At 69.5% G+C, this 21,667-nt stretch carries 20 protein-coding genes and 1 tRNA gene; 4 read left to right on the top strand and 17 right to left on the bottom strand.

The features are described from left to right. Positions 1-17 precede the first annotated feature (17 nt). Positions 18-1,262 carry a glycosyltransferase gene (locus tag DDQ50_RS10465; protein WP_377940301.1) on the bottom strand — a complete coding sequence of 415 codons (1,245 nt, stop codon included), beginning with the start codon at positions 1,260-1,262 and terminating at the stop codon, positions 18-20. A 154-nt stretch (positions 1,263-1,416) separates the two neighbouring features. Continuing rightward, a complete protein-coding gene (locus tag DDQ50_RS10460; RefSeq protein WP_116756675.1) occupies positions 1,417-2,331 on the bottom strand; it encodes a DMT family transporter in 915 nt (304 codons plus the stop codon). A gap of 46 nt (positions 2,332-2,377) precedes the next feature. Between DDQ50_RS10460 and def the strand changes: the two genes are divergently transcribed. Beyond that, a complete protein-coding gene (gene def, locus DDQ50_RS10455; RefSeq protein ID WP_116756674.1) occupies positions 2,378-2,944 on the top strand; it encodes a peptide deformylase in 567 nt (188 codons plus the stop codon). Positions 2,945-3,095: 151 nt separating this feature from the next. On the opposite strand, the gene DDQ50_RS10450 is transcribed toward def, so the two are convergent. Genes DDQ50_RS10450 through DDQ50_RS10440 form a run of 3 tightly spaced genes read right to left on the bottom strand, consistent with a single transcriptional unit; the run spans position 3,096 to position 5,024 of the window. Further along, positions 3,096-3,401, bottom strand: a complete 306-nt coding sequence (locus DDQ50_RS10450; protein ID WP_116756673.1) for an AzlD domain-containing protein — start codon at positions 3,399-3,401, stop codon at positions 3,096-3,098. Further along, positions 3,398-4,150, bottom strand: a complete 753-nt coding sequence (locus DDQ50_RS10445; protein ID WP_116756672.1) for an AzlC family ABC transporter permease — start codon at positions 4,148-4,150, stop codon at positions 3,398-3,400. Before DDQ50_RS10445 ends, DDQ50_RS10450 begins: the two co-directional genes overlap by 4 nt. Then, positions 4,134-5,024 carry a sensor histidine kinase gene (locus tag DDQ50_RS10440; protein WP_116756671.1) on the bottom strand — a complete coding sequence of 297 codons (891 nt, stop codon included), beginning with the start codon at positions 5,022-5,024 and terminating at the stop codon, positions 4,134-4,136. Before DDQ50_RS10440 ends, DDQ50_RS10445 begins: the two co-directional genes overlap by 17 nt. Positions 5,025-5,174: 150 nt before the next feature. Between DDQ50_RS10440 and DDQ50_RS10435 the strand changes: the two genes are divergently transcribed. After that, the gene (locus tag DDQ50_RS10435) at positions 5,175-5,513 is read left to right on the top strand and encodes a TraR/DksA family transcriptional regulator (protein WP_116756670.1); all 339 of its coding nucleotides are present in this window, start codon (positions 5,175-5,177) and stop codon (positions 5,511-5,513) included. Between the two features lie 26 nt (positions 5,514-5,539). After that, positions 5,540-6,916 carry an LssY C-terminal domain-containing protein gene (locus DDQ50_RS10430; RefSeq protein ID WP_116756669.1) on the top strand — a complete coding sequence of 459 codons (1,377 nt, stop codon included), beginning with the start codon at positions 5,540-5,542 and terminating at the stop codon, positions 6,914-6,916. A gap of 52 nt (positions 6,917-6,968) precedes the next feature. Here the strand turns inward: DDQ50_RS10430 and DDQ50_RS10425 are convergent. The 12 genes from DDQ50_RS10425 to dusB form a co-directional block, all read right to left on the bottom strand. Beyond that, a tRNA-Asn gene (locus DDQ50_RS10425) sits at positions 6,969-7,041 on the bottom strand. Positions 7,042-7,221: 180 nt separating this feature from the next. Continuing rightward, on the bottom strand, positions 7,222-8,223 hold the full coding sequence (locus DDQ50_RS10420; RefSeq protein ID WP_116756668.1) for a D-isomer specific 2-hydroxyacid dehydrogenase family protein: 1,002 nt from the start codon (positions 8,221-8,223) through the stop codon (positions 7,222-7,224). Positions 8,224-8,315: 92 nt separating this feature from the next. Continuing rightward, a complete protein-coding gene (locus tag DDQ50_RS10415; RefSeq protein ID WP_240614341.1) occupies positions 8,316-9,191 on the bottom strand; it encodes an ATP-binding cassette domain-containing protein in 876 nt (291 codons plus the stop codon). 29 nt (positions 9,192-9,220) lie between these two features. Beyond that, on the bottom strand, positions 9,221-10,921 hold the full coding sequence (locus DDQ50_RS10410) for an ABC transporter ATP-binding protein (protein WP_116756667.1): 1,701 nt from the start codon (positions 10,919-10,921) through the stop codon (positions 9,221-9,223). Then, positions 10,918-11,967, bottom strand: coding sequence for an ABC transporter permease (locus tag DDQ50_RS10405; RefSeq protein ID WP_116756666.1), 1,050 nt, complete (start codon positions 11,965-11,967; stop codon positions 10,918-10,920). Before DDQ50_RS10405 ends, DDQ50_RS10410 begins: the two co-directional genes overlap by 4 nt. 1 nt (position 11,968) lies before the next feature. Then, positions 11,969-13,063 (bottom strand): ABC transporter permease, encoded by a 1,095-nt coding sequence (locus DDQ50_RS10400; RefSeq protein WP_116756665.1) that lies wholly within the window; start codon positions 13,061-13,063, stop codon positions 11,969-11,971. Between the two features lie 85 nt (positions 13,064-13,148). After that, positions 13,149-14,807 (bottom strand): ABC transporter substrate-binding protein, encoded by a 1,659-nt coding sequence (locus DDQ50_RS10395; protein WP_116756664.1) that lies wholly within the window; start codon positions 14,805-14,807, stop codon positions 13,149-13,151. Between the two features lie 187 nt (positions 14,808-14,994). Then, positions 14,995-16,881, bottom strand: a complete 1,887-nt coding sequence (gene dnaG / locus DDQ50_RS10390; RefSeq protein WP_116756663.1) for a DNA primase — start codon at positions 16,879-16,881, stop codon at positions 14,995-14,997. A gap of 9 nt (positions 16,882-16,890) precedes the next feature. Continuing rightward, positions 16,891-17,397, bottom strand: coding sequence for a hypothetical protein (locus tag DDQ50_RS10385; RefSeq protein ID WP_116756662.1), 507 nt, complete (start codon positions 17,395-17,397; stop codon positions 16,891-16,893). A 250-nt stretch (positions 17,398-17,647) separates the two neighbouring features. Then, complete coding sequence (locus DDQ50_RS10380) at positions 17,648-18,454, bottom strand: oxygenase MpaB family protein (RefSeq protein ID WP_116756661.1); 807 nt, start codon at positions 18,452-18,454, stop codon at positions 17,648-17,650. Between the two features lie 17 nt (positions 18,455-18,471). After that, positions 18,472-19,728, bottom strand: a complete 1,257-nt coding sequence (locus DDQ50_RS10375; RefSeq protein ID WP_240614339.1) for a deoxyguanosinetriphosphate triphosphohydrolase — start codon at positions 19,726-19,728, stop codon at positions 18,472-18,474. Then, positions 19,721-20,887, bottom strand: a complete 1,167-nt coding sequence (dusB, locus tag DDQ50_RS17505) for a tRNA dihydrouridine synthase DusB (RefSeq protein ID WP_240614338.1) — start codon at positions 20,885-20,887, stop codon at positions 19,721-19,723. The genes DDQ50_RS10375 and dusB overlap by 8 nt, the downstream gene beginning before the upstream one ends. Before the next feature lie 105 nt (positions 20,888-20,992). On the opposite strand from dusB, the gene DDQ50_RS10370 reads away from it, so the two are divergent. Next, a complete protein-coding gene (locus DDQ50_RS10370; RefSeq protein ID WP_116756659.1) occupies positions 20,993-21,451 on the top strand; it encodes an aminoacyl-tRNA deacylase in 459 nt (152 codons plus the stop codon). Positions 21,452-21,667: the final 216 nt, after the last annotated feature.

The following is a 21,667-nucleotide window of genomic DNA, read 5'->3' as shown; positions in this document are numbered from 1 at the left end:
ATCGCCTCAGAGCGGGGTCAGCTGTCGAGGGCCTCACGCGCCCGGCGGCGCAGGGAGCGGAACTGCTCGCGCAGCTTGGCGGAGAGCGGAGGCACCTCGGTCACGGGGTCGTCGATCTTCTCGCCCCGGTAGAGGCGTTCGAAGACGTCGATGGTGGTCTCGATGTCGTGCGGTTCGATGAGGCGCAACGACGCGTTCTTCATGACAGCGAGCTCGTCCTCGGGGAGGCGGAGCACCTTCTCGAGACGATCGGCGAGGGCCTGCACATCGTTCGGCGGGTACAGGTAGCCGTTCTCGCCGTCGTGCACGAGGTGCGGGAGCGCCATCGCGTCGGCGGCGACCACGGGAAGCCCGGACGCCATGGCCTCCATCGTCGCGATGCTCTGCAGCTCCGCGGTCGACGGCATCGCGAACAGTGTCGCCCCCGACAGCAGCCGGCGGAGCTTCGCGTCGGTCACCCGCCCGTGGAATACGACGCGGTCCTTCAGGCCCAGCCGACCGCTGAGAGATTCGAGGTTCCTGCGCTGGTCGCCGTCGCCGATGATGTCGAGCTTCGCGTCGAGATCCTTCGGCAGCCGCGCCATGGCCTCGAGGAGCTTGTCGATCTGCTTCTCCCCCGTGACCCGACCGGTGAAGACGATCCGGTTCTCGGTCCGCGGTTCGAAGCTGGGCGTGTAGTCGGCCGCCCGGATGCCGCAGGAGATCGCGTGCACACCCGTGAGACCGGTCATCTTCTCGAGGTAGTCGGCGGCACGCCGCGTGGGCGTGGTGAGGGCGGCGGCACGCGACAGGATCCGACGCGAATCCCGCCAGCTGAGGTCGATGGCCAGCGGCCAGACGAACTTCGGCAGGCCCGAGTGCTCGATCAGGTTGTCGGGCATGAGGTGGTTGGTGGCTACGATTCGCAGTCCGCGCTTGCGGGCCTCCGTGGAGAACCCGCGACCGGTGATGAGGTGGGAGTTGATGTGCAGGACATCGGGCTGCACCTCGTCGAGGATGCGCTTCGCGTTGGCGTTGATCCGCCACGGATAGACGAACCGCAGCCAGTCGTGCCCCAGCCAGCGGACGCTGTGCAGGCGATGCACCGCGAAAGAGGCCCCGGAGTGCTCCTCCTGGACGACCCGTTGACGGTTGTCGTGCGCCTGAGCGACCACATGGACGTCGTGACCGCGCCGCGCGAGACCACCGGCCAGACGCTCGGTGAAGTTCGCAGCACCGTTGACGTCTGGCGGGAAGGTGTCAGCCGTGATCAAGATCGTCAGCTTGTCAGCTGGCTTCTCGCTCGGCGGATCGAGTGGCGCGTCGATGATTTCCTCGTTCAGGGCAGGCGCTTCACAGGCGACTATCGAGAACCACGGTAACCCATGGCCCTCAGGACACGGCGTCCGGGCCCCGCGTGGCGGGTGTACCGACCGGTCAACGGGTGATCTGCGGGTGGTTCCTCGCCAGGTCGAACACACCCACGATGGCGACCACTCCCGCGACGATGAAGGCCGGGATCGCCCACCAGGGCGCCTGCGATGCCTCGCCCAGCACGATGATGCCGATGCCGACCGCCACGATCGGGTCGACGACGGTGAGACCTGCGATGACCAGGTCGGGCGGGCCCGACGAATAGGCGGTCTGCACGAAGTACGCGCCGAGGCCGGCCGCGAGAAGGAGGGCGGCGAGGCAGGCCAGCGTCAGCCACTCGAAATCGCCCTGCACCACCCGGTTGATCACGACCTTCGCCAAGGTGGCCACGAAGCCGTACAGCACGCCGGCGCCGATGATGTAGAAGATCGCGCGGAAGCGCTTCCGGAACACCACGAATGCGATAGCGAATGCGGCGAGCACCACGGCGAGGATGATCAGGATCGTGATCAGGTGGCCGTCGGTGATCGTCGTCTCGACCGCGGTCGTCGCGGCGACCGTCACGAACAGTGCGACACCGCCCACGCAGAGCGCGATGGCCCGCATCGACCTCTTGTTCACCGGGACGTGAGTGACCCGCGCGTTCACGACAGCGGTGATGACCAGCGCGATCGCCCCGAGCGGCTGGACGACGATGAGCGGTGAGAAGCCGAGGCTCGTGAGCTGCAGAACGATCGCGAGCCCGAGCATGACGGTGCCGAGCACCCACGAGGGCCGGCCGAAGAGGGCGAGGATCGCCTGGACGGACAGGCCGCCGACCGCTGCCCCGCGCTTGGCCTCGACCTTGGCGACGCCGCGGTGCTGGAACTGCGCACCGAGACTGAGGAACACGGCACCGATGAGCGCGATCGGGATGCCGATCCACTGGGTCGACTGCCTGATGATCTGATCGGAAAGATCGGTCAGGTCAGGCGTCACGCCCTCGACTTTATCCCAGCGATCCCGGCGCTAGTCTTAGGCCGCTATGGCGATCCTTCCCATCATCATCACCGGCGACCCGGTGCTGCACGAACCCGCCGCCCCCGTCACCGTGTTCGACGACGACCTGCGCAAGCTCGTCGCCGACATGTACGACACCATGGATGCCGCGCCCGGCGTCGGGCTGGCCGCACCGCAGGTCGGTGTCTCGCTGCGCGTCTTCGTCTACAACTATCCGCACATGGACGGCACCCCGCGCCGCGGTGTCGCGATCAACCCCGAGCTGTGGTTGTCGCCCACACCGACCGGCGAGGCCGACGAGGACGCCGACTCCGAGGGCTGCCTCTCCGTGCCCGGCGAGCGGTTCCCGCTGCTGCGCGCGCCCCGCGCCATCCTCCGAGCCGTCGACCTCGAGGGCGAGCCGTTCGAGATCGAGGCCGTCGGCTGGTTCGCACGGATCTTCCAGCACGAGAACGACCACCTCGACGGCGTCCTCTACGTCGACCGGCTCGACTTCCTCAACGCGCGGCGCGCGGGCAAGGTGATCCGCAAATCCGGGTGGGGTGTTCCCGGAGAGTCGTGGCTTCCGGGAGTCGATCACCTCGAGGGATGAGCCTGCGGACTCACGGGTCTCGGCACCGCCTTCGGCCTACTCGACCGGTCTCGGTACGCGCTGCGCCCTACTCGACCTCTGATTCCCGCAGGTCGAGTAGCCGCGAAGCGGCGTACTGAGGCCCGCCGAGTAGCGCAAGAGGCCCGCAGGCTCAGAACCACAGTCTGATCAGGGCGGCAACTGCCGCGGCCGCGACGACGACCACCACGAACGGCACCCGCAGAGCGAACAGGCCCGCCGCGACGATCAGGGCGGGGATGCGGGCGTCGAGCTCGATGGCGGTGCCGACCGCGAGGGTCTGAACCGAGATGAGCGCCGCGAGCAGGGCGACGGTGATGAGGTCCGCGGTGCGCGCTGTGGCGGGACGCGCGAGCACGCTCGCCGGGACGAGGTAGCCGAGGAGCTTCAAGGCGAGACAGGCGATCGCTCCGATGAGGACGATCTGCCAGAGCGTCACGGCGCACCCCCGTCTCCGACGATCGGATCGGCGGAACCCGAGGCGTCGCGCCGGCCGAGCCAGTCGGTGAGACCGACCGCGACCGCGACCACGGCCGCGGCGAGAACCGGGACGCCCGCGGGCAGCCACGGGGTGAGGACAGCGGCCACGACGGCGGCCCCGATCGCGACGACGATCGGCTGCAGCCGCCGGAGCCTCGGCCACAGCAGCCCGAGGAACGCGGCCGCCGCGGCGGCATCCAGACCGTAGGCCCGGACGTCGCCGAGCGCGTCACCCAGCAGGGCGCCGATCAGCGTGGTCAGGTTCCAGCCGACGAACACCGCGGCGCCCGTGACCCAGAATCCCCTGCGCTGAGCCCGCGGCGCCGTCTGAGCGGTCGAGACCGCGGTCGACTCGTCGATCGTGAGCCAGGCCGCCGCGAACTTCTGCCAGAACCCCCCACCGACCAGCGGTTTCACCCGAATGCCGTACAGCGCGTTGCGGGCGCCGAGCAGTGCAGCGCTCGCGATCGCGGCGGGGCCGGCCGCGGCTCCCCCGGCCGCCAGAACGCCGACGAGCGCGAACTGGGACCCGCCCGTGAACATCAGAAGCGACAGCACGCAGGTCTGCCAGACATCGAGGCCGGCCGCGACCGAGAGCGCACCGAACGAAACCCCGTAGGCGGCTGTTGCGAGCCCGACAGCCAGGCCGGCTCGCGTGGCGGCGCGGACCTGCGCATCGACCGCCGACGGGTCAGCGGTGTCCGTCATGCGAGAGGTCGACCCCGTGCACGCCGTTGTGGTGCTTAAGCGCGGGGAACACCGCGGCGACCGAGAATCCGACGCCGGCGGTCTGGCTGGCGTTGAACGCTCCGCCGAACAGCTCGGTCCGCTCCCGCATCTCGTCGATGCCGGGGCCCATGATCTGCTGGGTCAGCGACCTCAGATCCTCATCGACCGTGTAGGCGGTGGCGACCTCCACATCGAGTCCCCGACGCGCGGCGGCGTTCCGGATGCCGTCGTCGTCGACGCGCACCTGGAGCCCCTGCGCGGTCCAGGTGAGGAGCACGCGGGCCTCGGTGCCCTCTCCCCCGTACTTGAGGGCGTTCGTCAGCGCCTCCTGGAGGATGCGGTAGACGGCGAGCTCGGCGCCGGGATTGAGGTCGTAGGGCACCCCCGACTCCTCGAAGGTCACCCCGAGGCCGGCGTCGCGCATCACCTTGAAAAGATCACGCGTCGACTTGAGGGTGGGCTGCGGCAGAACGCCCGCCTCCGTCTCGCGGACGAGCGAGCTGACGCGGCGCATATCGGCGAGCATCGCGCGCGCGGTCTCGGCGATCCCGTTGGCGGCGCGCACCGCGGCCTGGGGATTGCGCTCGCCGGCGTACCGGGCGCCCTCGGCATCGGTCACCAGCATCGATACGCGGTGCAGGTTGAGGTCGTGCAGTTCGCGGATGATGCGGAGTCGACCGCCCTGCTCGGCGACGGAGAGTTCGAGCTCCAGCCGGTCGCGATCCTCCAAGCCCTGCTCGGACGCGAGGCGGCGGTAGCGACGGACGGAGAGGATCCACAGCACGAGGAACACGACCGCGGCCGCCGTCACCACAGGCAGCGCGATGAGTCCGACGGTGACGAGATCGACCATGGCGTCATACTACGTTCGCGTCTCCCCCGCGCCTCCGGCCGTGCGGGGGTGTCGCCGACCCCACCGCCGGCGCTCGTCCGACGGGGCGCAGAATGGGACGGAACGCCGAACCGGGCGTCGCCCGGAACATCACCCAGGGAGCTCCACCCGATGGATGCCACGACACTGCGCGCCGCGCTCACGGAGGCGGCGATCGGAACCGAACAGCTGCTGCGCAGTCTCGGCGCCGACATCGCGAGCATCGTGGACGCCCGCCGCGACACGTCCACCGACGACGAGCACGACCCCGAGGGTTCGACGCTCGCCTACGAGCGTTCGCAGGCCGACGCGCTGCGTGCGGGAGCTCTCGCGCGGCTCGACGACATCCAGCTGGCGTTCCAGCGGGTCGATCGGGGCGACTTCGGCCGCTGCGAGGTCTGCGGCCGCCCGATACCGGACGAGCGGCTCGAGCTGCGCCCGTGGACCAATCGCTGCGTCGACCACGCCTGAGGCCGCTCGGGCGATAGCGTCGTCGCATGGCGAGGCGAGACGGTGGGCGCGAACGGCGGCATCGCATCAGCCGCACGATCGACAACGCCTTCTTCGTCATCGCGGGCATCGCCTCGCTGTGGCTGTCCTACCTCGTGTTCCGGCAGGGCCTCACGGCCGGCTGGGGACAGGTCTGGTTCTCGATCCTCCTCTGGCTGCTGGTCGCCTACGTCACCCTTCCGCGGCTGCACCGGATCCTCACCGAGATCTACGTGCCCGACTACTTCATCGGCCGCACCCGCACGAGCGACGGCCTGCTCGGCGACCCGGTCAACATCGCACTCCTCGGCGAGGAGGATCAGGTGCACACCGTGATGCGGGAGGCCGGCTGGACCCGGGCCGATGAGGTGACCCTGCAGAGCGGCATCAAGATCGTGCGGTCCACCATCCTGCGCCGCAGCTACGACCAGGCGCCGGTGAGCCCGCTGATGCTCTTCGGGCGCAACCAGGACTTCGCCTACCAGCAGGAGGTCGCCGGCAACCCGGCGAAGCGGCACCACGTGCGATTCTGGCGCTGCCCCGAGGGGTGGCGTCTGCCGGGAGGTCAGCGGGCCGACTGGCTCGCCGCCGGCACCTACGACCGGGCCGTCGGCTTCTCCCTCTTCACCCTGCAGGTCACGCACAAGATCGCGGCGAACACCGACGAGGAGCGCGATCACGTCGTCGGCGTCATCTCGGGTGCGGATCGCGCTGTCTCCGTGACACTGCTTCGCGACTTCGCGACCGGGTACCACGCGCGCAACGGCGGCGGGGACTCGATCGTGACCGACGGCGATCTGCCCGTCGTCGACCTGCGCGAGGTAGTCCCCGCGGCAGCCGCCGCCGACGAGTCGGCGGAACCCGTCGCGACCCCGCGTCGCCGTCACCCGGGCACACCCGACAAGGTGTCGCGCCGCCCGTCGCCGACCGTGTTCGGCGCCACGGTGGTGCTCCTGCGATCGCTCACCCCGCTGGTGGTCGTGCTCGGCGCACTGGCCGGCTGGGATGGGATCCGCACACTGCTGCTGGTCGACGACGGCTCAGGCGAATCGCTCACACAGGCCGAGATCCAGCCGCTCGCGGTCGCCTACATCATCGGCGCTATCGTCTTCCTCGTCTGGGAGGGCGCACTCGGGCTGCTGGTGCTGTTCGGCAGCAACACCGCCCGCGTGCTCGTCATGCTCTCGTCGGTGGGCAGCATCATCGTCACCGGCGTGGCTTACTTCGAGGGTCGGCAGGAGATCACCCTGGCGACGAACCTGGTGGCCCTGTCTCTCGACATCCTGATCCTCACGGCACTGTCGAGCTCCCGCGCCCGCGACTACGCCCACCGGCGTCGGTCCCGGAAGCGCGCCCAGACCGCCGCGGCGACACCTGCTCCCTGACGCGACACGAGGGCAAAAAGAAACCCCCGGTCGTGGAGGACCGGGGGCTTCGCTCCCCGACTTGGACTCGAACCAAGAACCTGCCGGTTAACAGCCGGCTGCTCTGCCAATTGAGCTATCGAGGAATGCTGGAACAGCGACGACTACTCTAGCAAACCCTCGGGCCGCTCGCCGTCAGCATCGCCGCCCGGGTCATCGTCCGCGCCGCTCCCGCCTGCACAGATCAGGGATTCGTGGTCTCCAACGCCTGATCACGGCCCGATTCGGTCGATCTGGAGGGCGAAGCCCGCGATTCGTGCAGCGGGTCAGTAGCCGCGGGTCGGGTCGACAACCCCGTCGAACTCGCCGCCGCCCAGGTAGGCGGCCACGTTGTGCCGGATCCGCTCGGCGAGCAGCGGGGCGATCATGTCGGGCGTGTCGGCCGAGTGCGGGGTGATGATGACCCGCTCCTCCGACCAGAGCGGGTGCCCGTCGGGGAGCGGCTCGGGGTCGGTCACGTCGAGACCCGCCGCGTAGAGCCTGCCCTCGCGCAGAGCAACCGTCAGCGCGTCGGTGTCGACGAGCGGGCCGCGCGCGATGTTGACCAGCACGGCCGTGGGCTTGAGCAGCGCGAACTGACCGGCGCCGAACATGCTGCGCGTCTCGCTGGTCGCGGCGGCCGCGATCACGATGGCGTCGGCCTCGGGGAGCACGGAATCCAACTCTCCGGCCGGGACGGTCCGGTCGGCACCCTCGACGGGAGCGTCACTGCGACGGACGATCGTCACGTTCACCCCGAACGGCTCGAGCAGGCGGATGAGCTCGACCGCGATGCCGCCGGCTCCGACGATCACGACGTTGCGGCCGTAGAGCGACTCCCCCGACTTCTCGCCCCAGCTGGTCGCCCGTGCCCGTGCACCGAGCGAGCGCAGGCTCGCGAGGAGGAGCGTGAGCGCGTGCTCGGCGACGGGTTGTGCGTAGGCGCCTTTCGCGCTCGTCCAGAGCAGGTCGTCGCGGGAGCGGTCGCGGAGCACGTCGGCGAACGCGTCGACGCCCGCCCACGGGAGCTGCACCCACTGCACCTGCGGGTTCTCGTCGAGGGCGGTGAGAAGGGAGGAGGGGTCGTCGTTGGCGAGCCAGACGATGGCCTTGGTATCGGGTCCGAGCGGCACGACATCGCCGCCGGCTTCGCCGACAGCCTCGGTGAAGACGCTGGCCCGCCCCTCGGGCAGAACCGTGATCGACCCCGCCGCCGGGCGGTGGTCCGATCTGCGGGCCGAGGACCCGGATGCGCCGGCCACCGAGGTGTGGGTGAAACGTGTGCTCATGATCTCGCTCTCTCCGGGGCGGCTGCCTCGAACGGCGCCGTCACCGCCTCTTATTCTGTCGGTGCGGATACCCGAGTGGCGGCGGAGGACCTTCAGCGGCCGGCGTCGTCGCGGCCCGTGGCCGTCGCGTGAGTGGGCAGCTGAATGGGGCCCGTCGTGATCTCGAACTCGGTCGCCAACCCCCGCAGGTAGGGATGCTCCGGAGCGGTCAGCACGTCCTCGATCCGGCCGAGACCGATGAGCTGGCCTCGTTGCAGGACCGCAAGGCGATCCGTCACCCGACTCGCGACCGCGGAGTCGTAGCCGATGATGAGCGCCGAGAACTGGCGTTCGCTCTGCAGCTCGAGCAGCGTGTCGAGGACGGGTCCGCGCACGGTCACGTCGACGCCGCCCGTCGGCTCGTCGGCGATCCACAGCGTGGGTTCGAGGATGAGCGATCGCGCGATCGCGACCCGCTGACGCTGGCCGCCGGAGAGTTCGTGGGGGTACCGACCCATCGCGCCCAGGGGCAGCTGCACGGCGTCGATGAGTTCGGCGACCATGCCGCCGAGCTGACGCCGATCGAAGCGACGGTCACGCTCGAGCACAGGCGCCGCGACATTCTCCGCGACGGTCGAGCCGGGCGTGAGGTACCGACCCGCGTGCTGCGGAAGGTAGCCGACCCGGAGGGCCAGGTTCGCGCGTTCCCTCGGCTTCAGCTTGCGCAGCTCGCGGCCGAGGACCGTGACGGATCCTCCCACGATCTCAGGAGACCCGTCGGGTGCTCCCTTGCCCGTGAAACCGGCCAGCAGGCGGGCGAGAGTGCTCTTGCCCGCACCCGTCTCCCCGACCATCCCGACCAGCTCGCCGGGGGCTATCGAAAGCGTGATGCCCTCGAGCGCACGGAAGCGGCCGTTGCCCCGGGAAGGCGGATACTCGACCGTGGCATCGTCGATGACCACGACTGCTTCACTCCGCGACTTCACCACGCCTCATTCTCTCGCGACGGCTAGAGCGTTTACTGCGATCTGCCCGAGAGCGACTCCTCGGCACGGAGTGCCCGCAGAGCTTCACGACGTTCGGCCTGGACGACGGGGTCGGGAACCGGCAGCGAGGCGAGGAGCCTCCGCGTGTACGGATGCTGGGGCGCACCCAGCACCTCGGCCCCGGTGCCCTGCTCGACGAGATCGCCGTGGTAGAGCACCGCGATGCGGTCGGCGAGGATGTCGACGACGGCGAGATCGTGGCTGATGAACAGGGCCGCGAAACCGAGCTCCTTCTGCAGGTCCCGGAACAGCTCGAGCACCCGGGCCTGGACCGAGACGTCGAGCGCCGAGGTGGGCTCGTCGGCGATCAGCAGCTTCGGGTCGAGCGCGAGCGACCGGGCCAGGCTCGCCCGCTGCCGTTGACCGCCCGACAGCTCGTGCGGGTACCGGTCTCCGAAGGCGCGAGGCAGCTGCACCGCCTCGAGGAGCTCGTCGACCCTGCCCCGGGCGTCGGCGGCGCTGTCCGCACGGCCGTGCACGATGAGGGGCTCGGCCACGCACTGCGCGATCGTCAGCAGCGGGTTGAAGCTCGATCCCGGGTCCTGGAAGACGAATCCGATGTCGACGCGGTGCGGTTTGAAGTCGCGCTCCCGTACTCCGACCATCTCGGTGCCGAGGACCTTGAGCGAGCCGCCGGTGGCCTGGGTGAGTCCCGCGATGGCCCGACCGATGGTGGTCTTGCCCGATCCGCTCTCGCCGACGAGACCGAGCACCTCGCCCGCGCGGATCTCGAAGCTGACGCCGTTCACCGCGCGGAAGCCCGCACGACCGAGGCGACCCGGGTACTCGATCATGAGTCCGTCGGCGGTGACCAGCGCCTCGGAGGCGGTTCCGGCGCGTTCGGCGGCTCGGACGGCGGCACCGGCGACGCCCTGCCCGACGTAGGGCACCGCGGCGAGGAGCTTCTTCGTGTACTCCGCCTGCGGGGAGGTGAAGAGCGTGCGGGTGTCGGCCTGCTCGACGACCTTGCCCTGGTACATGACGGCGACCCGGTCGGCGAGGTCGGCGACGACCCCCATGTTGTGGGTGATCAGCACGATGGCCGTGCCGAACTCGTCGCGCACCTGACGCAGCAGATCGAGGATCTCGGCCTGGACGGTGACGTCCAGGGCCGTCGTCGGCTCATCGGCCACGATGAGGCCGGGGTTGAGCACGAGCGCCATCGCGATCACGACTCGCTGCTTCTGACCGCCCGAGAACTGGTGGGGGTAGTAGTCGACCCGCTTCTCGGGGTCGGGGATCCCGACCTTGCGCAGGATCTCGATGGCCAGCGCCCGGCCCTGACGGCGGGAGACCTTGCCGTGGGCGCGCAGGCCCTCCGCGATCTGCCAGCCGACGGTGTACACGGGGTTGAGAGCGGTCGAGGGCTCCTGGAAGACCATGGCGACGTCGGTGCCGCGCACCTCGCGGAGACCCTTGCGACCCACGGCCACGATGTCCGTGGACCCTTCCCCACCGGCGTGCGACAGGAGCACGGCACCGGACGAGGTCGCGGTCTCGGGCAGGAGGCCAAGGATCGTCTTGGCGGTGACGGTCTTGCCGCTGCCGCTCTCGCCCACGATCGCGAGGACCTCGCCGCGCTCGACGGTCAGGCTGACGCCGTCGACGGCGCGCACGGCCCCCGCATCGGTGGAGAACGAGACGGACAGATCCTTGATGTCGACGACGCTCATCGGTCGCTCCCCCCGTCGCCCGGTTCTTCGAGTGTTCCCATGCCGCCCGGCACGTCGATGACGCCTCCGGGGACGACCGAGGTCTGCGCGACCTCGCCGGAAGCGGCTCCGACCGAGCGACGACCACGCAGTCTCGGGTCGGCGAGGTCGTTGAGGCTCTCGCCGACGAGCGTGATTCCCAGCACGACGAAGACGATCGCGAGACCCGGGTAGAGGGCCGTCCACCAGATCCCGCTCGTCACGTCCGACAGCGCCTTGTTGAGGTCGTAACCCCATTCGGCTGCCGAGCTGGGCTCGATGCCGAAGCCGAGGAAGCCGAGGCCCGCGAGCGTCAGGATCGCCTCGGACGCATTGAGGGTGAAGATGAGCGGCAGCGTGCGGGTCGCGTTGCGGAAGACGTGCACGAACATGATGCGCGAGTTGCTCGCACCGATGACGCGGGCCGACTCGACGAACGCCTCCGCCTTGATCCGGACCGTCTCGGCGCGGATCACCCGGAAGTACTGCGGGATGAAGACGACGGTGATCGAGATCGCCGCCGCGAAGACGCCCGCGATCTGGTTCGACTGCCCGCCGGAGATGACGATGGCCGCCACGATCGCGAGCAGCAGGGAGGGGAATGCGTAGACCGCGTCGGCGACGACGACGAGGACCCGGTCGAGCCAGCCGCCGATGTAGCCCGAGACCAGGCCGAGCAGGACGCCCGCGAAGATCGACAGCACCACGGCGATGATGATCACGAGCAGAGCGGTCTGCGTTCCCCAGATCACGCGGGAGAGCACGTCGTAGCCACCGACGGTCGTGCCGAACCAGTGCGCGGCCGAGGGCGGCTGCTGCGCCCCGAAGGCACCTGACGCGTCGCGGAGCTGCGCGAACCCGTAGGGGGCGATTAGCGGGGCGAAGATGGCGAGGATGACGAAGATCGTCGTGATGATCAGGCCGGCGACGAGCATGCCGCGCTGGAGGCCGACGCTCTGGCGGAGCTGGTGGACGACCGGAAGACGGTCGACGAGTCTGCGCTTCGGGGCCGAGGCGGTGATCGCCATGTCAGTACCTCACCCTCGGGTCGATCAGCGCGGCTATGACGTCGACGATGAAGTTGGTCAGGGCGACGATGACGGCCAGCAGAGCGACGATGCCCTGGACGGCGACGAAGTCGCGCGAGGCCAGGTACGAGGCCAGCTGGAAGCCGAGGCCCTTCCATTCGAAGGTCGTCTCGGTCAGCACCGCTCCGCCCAGCAGCAGAGCGATCTGCAGACCGATGACGGTGATGATCGGAATGAGGGCGGGCTTGTAGGCGTGCTTGCGCACGAGCCGGGACTCGCGGACCCCTCGCGACCGGGCGGCGTCCACGTAGTCGGTGCCGAAGGTGCCGATGACGTTGGTGCGCACGAGGCGGAGGAAGATCCCGGCGGTCAGCAGTCCGAGCGCGATGCCGGGCAGGACCGCGTGGAGCAGCACGTCGCTGATGACCTCGGGGTCGCCGGTCTGGAACGCGTCGATCAGGTAGATGCCCGTCTTGCCCGGAAGGAGCTGCATCTGCAGTTCGGATCCGGTCGAGGCGCGCCCGGCGACGGGCAGCCAGCCCAGTTGCACGGAGAAGACGAGTTTGAGCAGGAGGCCGGCGAAGAAGACCGGTGTCGCGTAGCAGAGGATCGCGAAGATGCGGAGCACCGCGTCGCCCCACTTGTCGCGCAGGTAGGCGGCGAGCATGCCGAGCGGGATGCCGACGGCGAAGGCGACGATGAGCGCGTAGAACGCGAGCTCGAGAGTGGCGCCGCCGTAGGTGATCAGCACTTCGGTGACCGGGCGGTTATCGCTCAGGGTCGTGCCGAAGTTGCCGGTGAGGATGTTGCCGAGGTATTCGAAGTACTGGACGACGAGGGGCCGGTCGTAGCCCGCGGCGTGGATGCGCTCCGCGAGCTGGTCGGCCGGCAGACGGCCGCCGAGTGCCGCCGTGATGGGGTCACCCGTCGTCCGCATGAGCAGGAACACCATCGTGACCAGGATGAAGATGGTCGGGAAGATCAGAAGGAAGCGGACGAAGAGGTAACGTCCGAGACCTCCGCCGCCCGAGCGGCGTTTCGCCGCTGGTGCGGGAACACCGGTGCCGGCATCGGTCGGTGAGGCGGTGATGGTCATCGGATCCTTCGGGGGCGGGATGCGGGACAGGCGATGGGCGGCCCACCCGGAGGTGGACCGCCCAGGCCTCATTCGATGCTGCGGATCAGCCCTTGGTGATGGGGGCGTAACGGAACTTGAACGACGCGTCGAGCGTAAGTCCCTCGATGTCGGTTCCGGAAACCGCGACCTGCGAGCCCTGCAGGTAGGGCACCGTCGAGAGCTGCTCGGCGACTGATCGCTGGATGTCCTCGATGATCGCCTGGCGCGCGGCCGGGTCGGTCGTGCTGACCTGCTGAGCGATCAGGTCCTGCACCTCGGCGTCGTCGAAGTGGTTGCCGAGGAAGTTGTCCTTGATGAAGAACGGGGACAGGTAGTTGTCGGCGTCCGAGTAGTCGGGGAACCAGCCGAGCTGGTACTCCGGGTAGACGTCGCTCGTGCGGTCCTTCGAGTACTGGACCCACTCGGTGGTCTGCAGGTTGACGGTGAACAGCCCCGTCGACTCGAGCTGGTCCTTGATGAGTGCGTACTCGTCAGCCGACGAGGGGCCGTAGTGGTCGTTGCTGTACTGGAGGTTCAGCGTGACCGGCGTGGTGACTCCGGCGTCCGACAGGGTCGCTGCGGCCTTGTCGGCGTCGGGCGCACCCGCACCGTCTCCGTAGAGCTCCTTGAGGGGCTCGATCGCTCCGGTCAGACCGGCGGGGACGTAGGAGTACAGGGGCGCGTAGGTGCCCTTGTAGATCTGGTCGGCGATGGCGTCGCGGTCGATCAGATCGGCGACGGCCTGACGGACGGCGAGCGCCTTGGTGGGGTCTGCCTCGGAGGTCGTGTTGCCGTAGGGCTGCGTGTCGAAGTTGAAGACGATGTAGCGGATCTCTCCACCCGGGCCGTCCCAGACCTTGACCGCGTCGTTGCTCGAGAGGTCCTCGACGTCGGTGGCGGACAGGCTGCGGAACGCCACGTCGATGTTCCCCTCCTGCACGTCCAGCTTGAGGTTCGACGACTCGGCGTAGTACTTGACGTTGACCGTCTCGTTCTCCGCGGCGCCGAGGACGCCCTTGTAGCCGTCGAAGCGCTTGTACGAGATCAGGTTGTTGAAGTCGTAGCTCGCGATGTCGTACTGACCGGCGAACGCGTGGGCGTCGACGATGTCCTGGTCGGAGGTCAGCGAGTCGGGCGAGAAGACCTCTTCGTCGACGATCGGGCCCGCGGGGCTCGACAGGATCTGCGGGAAGGTCTGGTCGTTCTCGCTCTTCAGGGTGAACACGACGGTCAGGTCGTCGGGAGCCGCGACGCTGTCGAGGTTGGCGAGGAGCGAGGCCGGTCCGTTGCCCTGGTCCGCGCCGTTCTCGAGGATCGTCAGCTGGCGGTCGAAGGTGAACTTGACGTCCGAGGAGGTGAGGTCGTGACCGTTGACGAAGGTCAGGTCGGGCTTGAGGGTGACCGTGTACTCGGTGGGCGAGGTGAACTCGGCCGACTCCGCGATGTCGGGCTCGACGTCGGGGCTGCCGTAAGGGGTGTTCATGAGGAACGGGAACACCTGGTTCATGACCGCGAACGAGCCGTTGTCGTAGCTGCCTGCGGGGTCGAGGACGGTGACCTTGTCGGTGGTGCCGATCGTGATCGTGCCGCCCGCCCCGCCGCTGCTCGAGTTGTCGCCGCCGCCCGACGCGCATGCCGCGAGGGTCAGCGAGCCGATGGCGATACCGGCCACGGCGAGGAGGGTTCGCCGCGCGGCGGGCCCAGTGGTGAATGCGGATGCCATATCCGAATACCTCTTTCGTCGGAGTTCTTCTGTGCAGAAGGAACGCGCCCGATCGCGGAGGATCGTGCGCGCTCTGTGTACCCCAGGTCTAACACACGGTCTACGGCCGGGACGCTTCCGGGCCAGTTTCGTTACGGGGGTGAAACATCTTCCGCGAGAGCGCTCCCGGCTTTCCCGGCTCGGGCGGTCACGCGTCGCGGAGGGCCCGGCGGTCGGCCTCGAGCACGACCAGTCCCTGCTGGAGGGATCGGTAGCGTTCGGGATCGTCGGAGGGCGTCGTCCTCTGGAGCTGGGCGACGAGCTCGCGCTTGCGTCGCTGCAGGTCGCGTTCGACGAGCCGTGCCGCCAGATCGCGCACGTAGATGCGCAGCGCATCCTCTCCGCGATGCTGCGGGAGGGGCGCGATGCCCAGTTCGCGGACGAGGCCGATCAGGGGCGGCGGCACCGCTGCCGCGACGATGTCGAGCCAATCGGGCGCTGCAGCGGACCCCGCGCTGGCGGCGATCGCGTCGCGCACAGCGGCCAGCGCCCGGTTGCCGAAGCCGCTGTGCACGGCCTGGTCGAGCAGCGACTCCCCCGCGAGCGTCGGATGCTGGAGCAGCGCCATCAGGGCGTCGCGCTCGAGCCGGGTGCTCGCATCGGAGGGCAGACTCACGAGCGTCGGCCCCTGGGGAGGCTTCGGTGGGAGGTCGTCGCGCTCGGGCTCGTCGGACGGGACGACGGGCGCCTGCCGTGCCGCGCGATCGGCCGCGGCCTGCTGGTTGCCCGCCGACTGGACGGCGCGCGAGACCTCGTCGAGGTCGATGCCGAGCCAGCGGGCGAGCTCGCGGGCGTACCCCGGACGAAGCGACGGGTCGCGGATCCCGGCCACCACGGGAGCGGCCGCGCGGAGGGCCGAGACACGGCCTTCGACGGTGTCCAGATCGTGCGCCGCGAGCTGCTGCTTGATGATGAACTCGAACATCGGCTTCTTCGACTCGATCATCCCCCGCACGGCTTCGTCACCGCGGGCGAGTCGCAGGTCGCAGGGGTCGAGTCCCTCGGGACCGGTCGCCACGTAGGTCTGAGCGGCGAAACGCTGCTCCTCGGCGAATGCCCGAACAGCGGCCTTCTGGCCCGCCGCATCGGGGTCGAAGGTGAAGATGACCTCGCCGAGCCCGGTGTCGTCGCCGAGCACCCGCCGGAGGATCTTGATGTGGTCGACACCGAACGAGGTGCCGCAGGTCGCGACCGCGGTCGTGATGCCCGCGAGGTGGCAGGCCATCACGTCGGTGTAGCCCTCGACGACGACGACCTGGCGCGCCTTCGACATGTCCCGCTTCGCGAGATCGAGCCCGTAGAGCACCTGCGACTTGTGGTAGATCGGGGTCTCGGGGGTGTTCAGGTACTTGGGGCCCTTGTCGTCGTCAAAGAGACGCCGGGCACCGAATCCGACGGTCTCGCCGGTCAGGTCGCGGATCGGCCAGACGACGCGGCCCCGGAACCTGTCGTAGTTGCCGCGGTCACCCGTCGAGACCAGTCCGGCCGCCGCCATCTCCTCGTTCGTGAAGCCCCGACCGCGAAGGTGCTTGGTGAGCTCGTCCCAGCTCTTGGGCGCGTAGCCGACACCGAAGTGGGCGGCGGCCGCTCGATCGAATCCGCGCTCGCCGAGGAAGCGGCGCCCCGGGTCGGCGTCGGGGGTGGCGAGGCGTTCGACGAAGAACTCCCCCGCCGCCCGGTTCGCGGCCAGCAGGCGGGCGCGGTTGCTGCTCTCGGACGCCGGGCCGCCGTCCTCGTAGTGCAGCTGGTAGCCGATGCGCTGGGCGAGACGCTCGACGGCCTCGGCGAAGGTGGCGTGGTCGAGCTTCTGGAGGAACGTGTAGGCGTCGCCGTCCTCACCGCAGCCGAAGCAGTGGTAACGGCCGACCGCGGGGCGCACGTGGAAGCTGGGGCTGCGCTCGTCGTGGAACGGGCAGAGCCCCTTCAGCGAGCCGACGCCGGCCGGCTTCAACGCGACATGATCGCCGACGATGTCGACGATGTTGGTGCGGGCCCTCACCTCGTCGATATCGCTCTTGCGAATAAGCCCCGCCACGAACCGATTCTAAGTTGCCCCGGCACCGCCCCGGCCGCCGGGCCCGGCATCTGTGGACGTGGGGGCACACTCGTCCGCGGTGGTCTCTCGCCGCGTGTTCGCCTCGTCGGCGAGCCGGATCAGCCTGCGAACACGGAAGGCGGACGAGACACCGGAGAGGGTGAAGAGCACGGTGCCGGCGACGCGGACGGCGAGACCCCCGGTCCAGCCGGATTCGAGCGCGGTGCTCACGGTCAGACCGATCGATATCGGTCCGAGTACGAGCAGCGGGATCGCCATCACGAGCTGGAAGATCATCGTGCGGCGCAGGTTGGGGGCTCGCGGTGTCGGCCACGGCGGGTCCTGCCAGCTGCGCCGCAGACTGAGGAAGACGCCGTAGGCGAAGGCGATCGTCGCGACGGTCAGGAGGATCGCGCCGGGGACGGAGAACGGCGGTGTCGCGATGAGCCAGCCAGACGCGATGGCAGCGAGCACGGCGGCGAGGGCGACGAGTATGCCGGCAACCTTGGGCGACATCCGCTCTCCTCTCCGAGAGTGGTAGTCAACCAGGGATTCTCACTGCGGGCTGGATCGGTCTCGCTAGGCGCAGAGGGGCGCTACTCGACCCGGGCGGCCTCGGTATCGGCTGCGCCCTTCGCTTCGACGAGCTCAGCGGGCGGGGCCTTCGCTTCGACGAGCTCAGCGGGCGGGGCCTTCGCTTCGACGAGCTCAGCGGGCGGGGCCTCGCTTCGACGAGCTCAGCGGGCGGGGCCTCGCTTCGACGAGCTCAGCGGGCGGGTGGGTCGAGGGTCGCGCGACCTCTGCGCGACGTCGCGCTCGGGGCCGTGCGGATCGCGCGCGGAAGCAGACGGTAGACCGCGAGCATGCGGCGGAGGCTGCGGTCGTAGTGGCGTTGCCGCGTCGGCGTCCACTCCACCCCGTACCCCTCGCGGATGCGGGCGGGCAGCAGGCCGGCCGTCACGATGCGCGCCAGCGGAAGCACGGGTCGCATCCATGCCTGCGGACGCTCGGGACGCAGCAGCTGCCGGGCCAGCCGACGGGCGATGGGCGTCACCTCGAGGGTTGCGATCTTGCGATCCCAGTACTCGGCGAACGCGGCGCGATCCTCCGGCCACAGGCTGAGCGGCATGCCGAGAGCGGTGCCGATCCGGGCACTGCGACGGTAGACGTCCTCCGCGGCCGAGTCCGAGAGCGACCCCCACGCGAGCTCGTACATCATGATCGTCGTGTCGTAGAGCGTTGCCGCCACCCAGAGCTGGAGATCGGTGTCGCGCGCGTCGTAGGCATGCGGACCGGTCTCGGACCTGACCCCGCGATGCGCTGCCCCGACACGACGCGCGACCGCGGAAATCTGCTCCTCGGTGCCGAACGCGAGCGTGTAGAGGTAGTCGACCGTGCCGACGAGACGCTTGGTCGGGTCCGCCGCGAATCCACTGTGCTCCGCCACCCCGCGCGCGACACCCGGGTCGGCGAGCTGGAGCAGCAACGCCCGCCCACCCCCGGCGATGAGGATGAACTCGGCGGCGACCCGCTCGAAGTCGCCGCCCCGGGACGGGGCGGGCGGAGGGCGCAGGGAAGCGGGGATGACGATCAGCCGATGAGGCGTTCGTGCCAGGCGAGCGCGGACTGGTCGGTCAGGCTGGCGACCTGGTCCACGACGGCACGGCGGCGCCCCTCTTCACTGTCGGCCTCGGCGTAGTCGGCGCGGAAGGCCGGGTCGAGGGCTGCTGGCCGCTCCACCAGGACGTCGGCCAGCTCGCGGAGGATCTCGCGCTGCTGGAGGTAGACGGGCTCCCGCGAAGTGCTCGTCATGACGAACGCGGCGACGATGCCCTTCATCACCGCGATCTCGGCACCGATCGACGAGGGGACGACGACATTCGCTCCGAAGCGGGCGAGGTTCTCGCTCGGATAGGCCTCACGGGTGGCACGTGTCGCCGATCCGGCGAAGCGACCGATCAGCTGACTGGTGAGGTTCTTCAGCCGCCCCTGGTCGCGACGCGAACCGTCCCAGGTGGAGAGCCAGAACGGCAGCTCGCCCAGTCGCTCGAACGCGGCCATCAGTTGGGAATGGTCGTACTCGCCGCCGATCCACGCGTGCATGGCCCTGACCAGCTCGTCGTGTCCGACCGGATCGCCGAGCGCGGCGACATCGATGTACCCGCCGGTGACGGCGTCCTCGAAGTCGTGCACGGAGTAGGCGATGTCGTCGGAGAGATCCATGACCTGCGCCTCGATGCAGCGGACACCCACCGGGGCATCGCGGCGGAGCCATTCGAAGGCACCGGTGTCGTCGGTGTAGAAGCCGAACTTGGCACGACCGCTGGGATCGGCGACCGAACGACTGGCGGGCCACGGGTACTTGCAGCTCGCGTCGAGGCTGGCGCGGGTCAGGTTGAGACCGTACGGACGACCGTCGGCCCCGAAGGCCTTCGGCTCGAGCCGCGTGAGCAGGCGCAGCGACTGAGCGTTGCCCTCAAAGCCACCGATGTCGACGGCCCAGTCGGAGAGCGCCTTCTCACCGTTGTGACCGAACGGCGGATGGCCGAGGTCGTGGGCGAGGCACGCGGTGTCGACCACGTCGGGGTTGAGCCCGAGGCTCGCACCGATCTCGCGACCGACCTGCGCGACCTCGAGCGAGTGGGTCAGCCGGTTGCGGGCGAAATCGAGACCGGCGGTGGGGCTGAGGACCTGCGTCTTGGCGGCGAGACGACGGAGCGCGCTCGAGTGGAGCAGACGGGCGCGATCGCGGGCGAAGTCGCTGCGACGACTGGAGTGCTCCTCGGGAAGCCACCTCTCCGCGTCGAAAGCCGTGTACCCGTTTCCGAGATCGCTGCTCTCAGCCACCGCTGTTCTCGAGTTCGGCACCCGCCACCTCCTGTCGGGCTGCGGCGGCGAGCTCACGGCTGTCGAGCCAGTTCTCGGGCAGGACGGGACGCTTGGGGGTGCCGGCGCGACCGCGCTGACCCTCGGCCGCCTCGCCGGGGTACGGCTCGTCGGGGTCGAGTTCGGCGAGCAGGTCGTCGATGCGCTGGAGACTGTCGGAGGTCGCGAGGGCCGCACGGATCTCTCCACCGACGGGGTACCCCTTGAAGTACCAGGCGACGTGCTTGCGGATGTCGCGCGTGCCGCGGTCCTCACTGCCGAAGAACTCGACGAGCAGCTCGGCGTGCCGACGGAACGCGACCGCGACCTCGCCGAGAGTCGGCGTGACGAGGGTGTCATCGCCGGCGAAGGCCGCTGCGAGGTCGGCGAACAGCCAGGGCCGGCCGAGGCAGCCGCGGCCGACGACGACACCGTCGCACCCGGTCTCGTCGACCATGCGGAGCGCGTCGGCACCCGACCAGATGTCGCCGTTGCCGAGGACCGGCACGTCGGTGATGGTCTGCTTGAGCTTCGCGATGGCCGACCAGTCGGCATGGCCGGAGTAGAACTCGGACGCGGTGCGCGCATGCAGCGCGATGCTCGAGACGCCGGCCCCCTGAGCGATGCGGCCGGCCTCGAGGTAGGTCAGGTGGTCGGAGTCGATGCCCTTGCGCATCTTGATGGTGAGGGGAACGTGCCGGGCCGAGCGAACCGCGCCCTCGACGATGTCGCGGAACAGGTCGAGCTTCCACGGCAGCGCCGCTCCCCCGCCCTTGCGCGTGACCTTGGGCACCGGGCAGCCGAAGTTGAGGTCGATGTGGTCGGCACGGTCTTCGTCGACGAGGATCCGGACCGCCTCGGCGACGGTCGCCGGGTCGACACCGTAGAGCTGGATGCTGCGCGGCGTCTCGGACTCGTGGTGCTGGATGAGTCGCATGGTCTCGGGCGTGCGCTCGACGAGGGCGCGGCTCGTGATCATCTCGCTGACGTAGAGGCCGGCGCCGTACTCGCGGCAGAGCCGACGGAACGCGGTGTTCGTGATGCCCGCCATGGGGGCGAGCACGACGGGCGTCTCGAGCCGGAGGGGACCGATCTCGAGTGCCGGCGCAGGCGCGGCCAGTGTTGTGGTGGAGGCGGACATGCCGTCGATTCTCCCAGGTTCCTGCGACATCCGGCTTCCCCGCACTCGGAGGTCAGCTGCGCGCTGGACCGGCGGGCGACCGCATCGGCGTGGAAGGATCGGAGGATGAGCACTGAGAGGGTCGCCTCCGACGCCGAAGCACGCGGACTCGCTGTCGAGATCGTCGAGCGCCCCGCCGCCGATTCCCTCGAAGCGGCCGCCGCCCTGCTGGGGCTGCAGCCCGCCGACATCGTGAAGTCGCTGGTGGTGAAGAAGAAGGACGGCACGTTCCTGTTCGCGCTGGTTCCCGGGGACCGGCAGATCGCCTGGGCGAAGCTGCGCTCCGTCGTCGGGGTGAACAAGCTGCAACTGCCCGACGCCGGTCAGGCCTTCGACGCCACCGGGTACGAGCGGGGCACCATCACCCCGTTCGGCAGCACCACCGCCTGGCCGGTGTACGCGGACGAGCGGATCGTCGGCCGCCGGGTCGCGATGGGCGCCGGCGCCCACGGGTACAGCCTGTTCGTCGATGCCGACGACCTCATCGCGTCGTTCGACGCGACCGTGGCCGACATCAGCGACTGAGCGGCGTCCTTCGAGGCCGCCGAACCAGCAGGGCGAGGATGCCCCGTTCCCGGCCCGCCCATCGAGCCCGCCGAATGAGCGAAACGAGGATGCCCCGTTCCCGACCCGCCCATTGAGCCCGTCGAAATGAGCGGGACGAGAACGCGGGTTCGCTGCGCTCAGCGGCCGAGCAGGGTTACCCCCCCCTGCGCTTCGACGAGCTCAGCGGGCGGGGGG

Origin of the sequence: Amnibacterium flavum (assembly GCF_003097495.1) — a bacterium.
In the GTDB taxonomy this organism is placed as follows: domain Bacteria; phylum Actinomycetota; class Actinomycetes; order Actinomycetales; family Microbacteriaceae; genus Naasia; species Naasia flava.
This window is presented reverse-complemented; position numbering and strand designations above follow the sequence as displayed.

Excerpts from the sequence above, each read along its gene's own strand:
- def (WP_116756674.1), top strand. The coding sequence starts at position 2,378 with ATGGCGATCCTTCCCATCATCATCACCGGCGACCCGGTGCTGCACGAA.
- DDQ50_RS10445 (WP_116756672.1), bottom strand. The coding sequence starts at position 4,150 with ATGACGGACACCGCTGACCCGTCGGCGGTCGATGCGCAGGTCCGCGCC.
- DDQ50_RS10440 (WP_116756671.1), bottom strand. The coding sequence starts at position 5,024 with ATGGTCGATCTCGTCACCGTCGGACTCATCGCGCTGCCTGTGGTGACG.
- DDQ50_RS10435 (WP_116756670.1), top strand. The coding sequence starts at position 5,175 with ATGGATGCCACGACACTGCGCGCCGCGCTCACGGAGGCGGCGATCGGA.
- DDQ50_RS10430 (WP_116756669.1), top strand. The coding sequence starts at position 5,540 with ATGGCGAGGCGAGACGGTGGGCGCGAACGGCGGCATCGCATCAGCCGC.
- DDQ50_RS10420 (WP_116756668.1), bottom strand. The coding sequence starts at position 8,223 with ATGAGCACACGTTTCACCCACACCTCGGTGGCCGGCGCATCCGGGTCC.
- DDQ50_RS10410 (WP_116756667.1), bottom strand. The coding sequence starts at position 10,921 with ATGAGCGTCGTCGACATCAAGGATCTGTCCGTCTCGTTCTCCACCGAT.
- DDQ50_RS10405 (WP_116756666.1), bottom strand. The coding sequence starts at position 11,967 with ATGGCGATCACCGCCTCGGCCCCGAAGCGCAGACTCGTCGACCGTCTT.
- DDQ50_RS10400 (WP_116756665.1), bottom strand. The coding sequence starts at position 13,063 with ATGACCATCACCGCCTCACCGACCGATGCCGGCACCGGTGTTCCCGCA.
- DDQ50_RS10395 (WP_116756664.1), bottom strand. The coding sequence starts at position 14,807 with ATGGCATCCGCATTCACCACTGGGCCCGCCGCGCGGCGAACCCTCCTC.
- DDQ50_RS10385 (WP_116756662.1), bottom strand. The coding sequence starts at position 17,397 with ATGTCGCCCAAGGTTGCCGGCATACTCGTCGCCCTCGCCGCCGTGCTC.
- dusB (WP_240614338.1), bottom strand. The coding sequence starts at position 20,887 with ATGTCCGCCTCCACCACAACACTGGCCGCGCCTGCGCCGGCACTCGAG.
- DDQ50_RS10370 (WP_116756659.1), top strand. The coding sequence starts at position 20,993 with ATGAGCACTGAGAGGGTCGCCTCCGACGCCGAAGCACGCGGACTCGCT.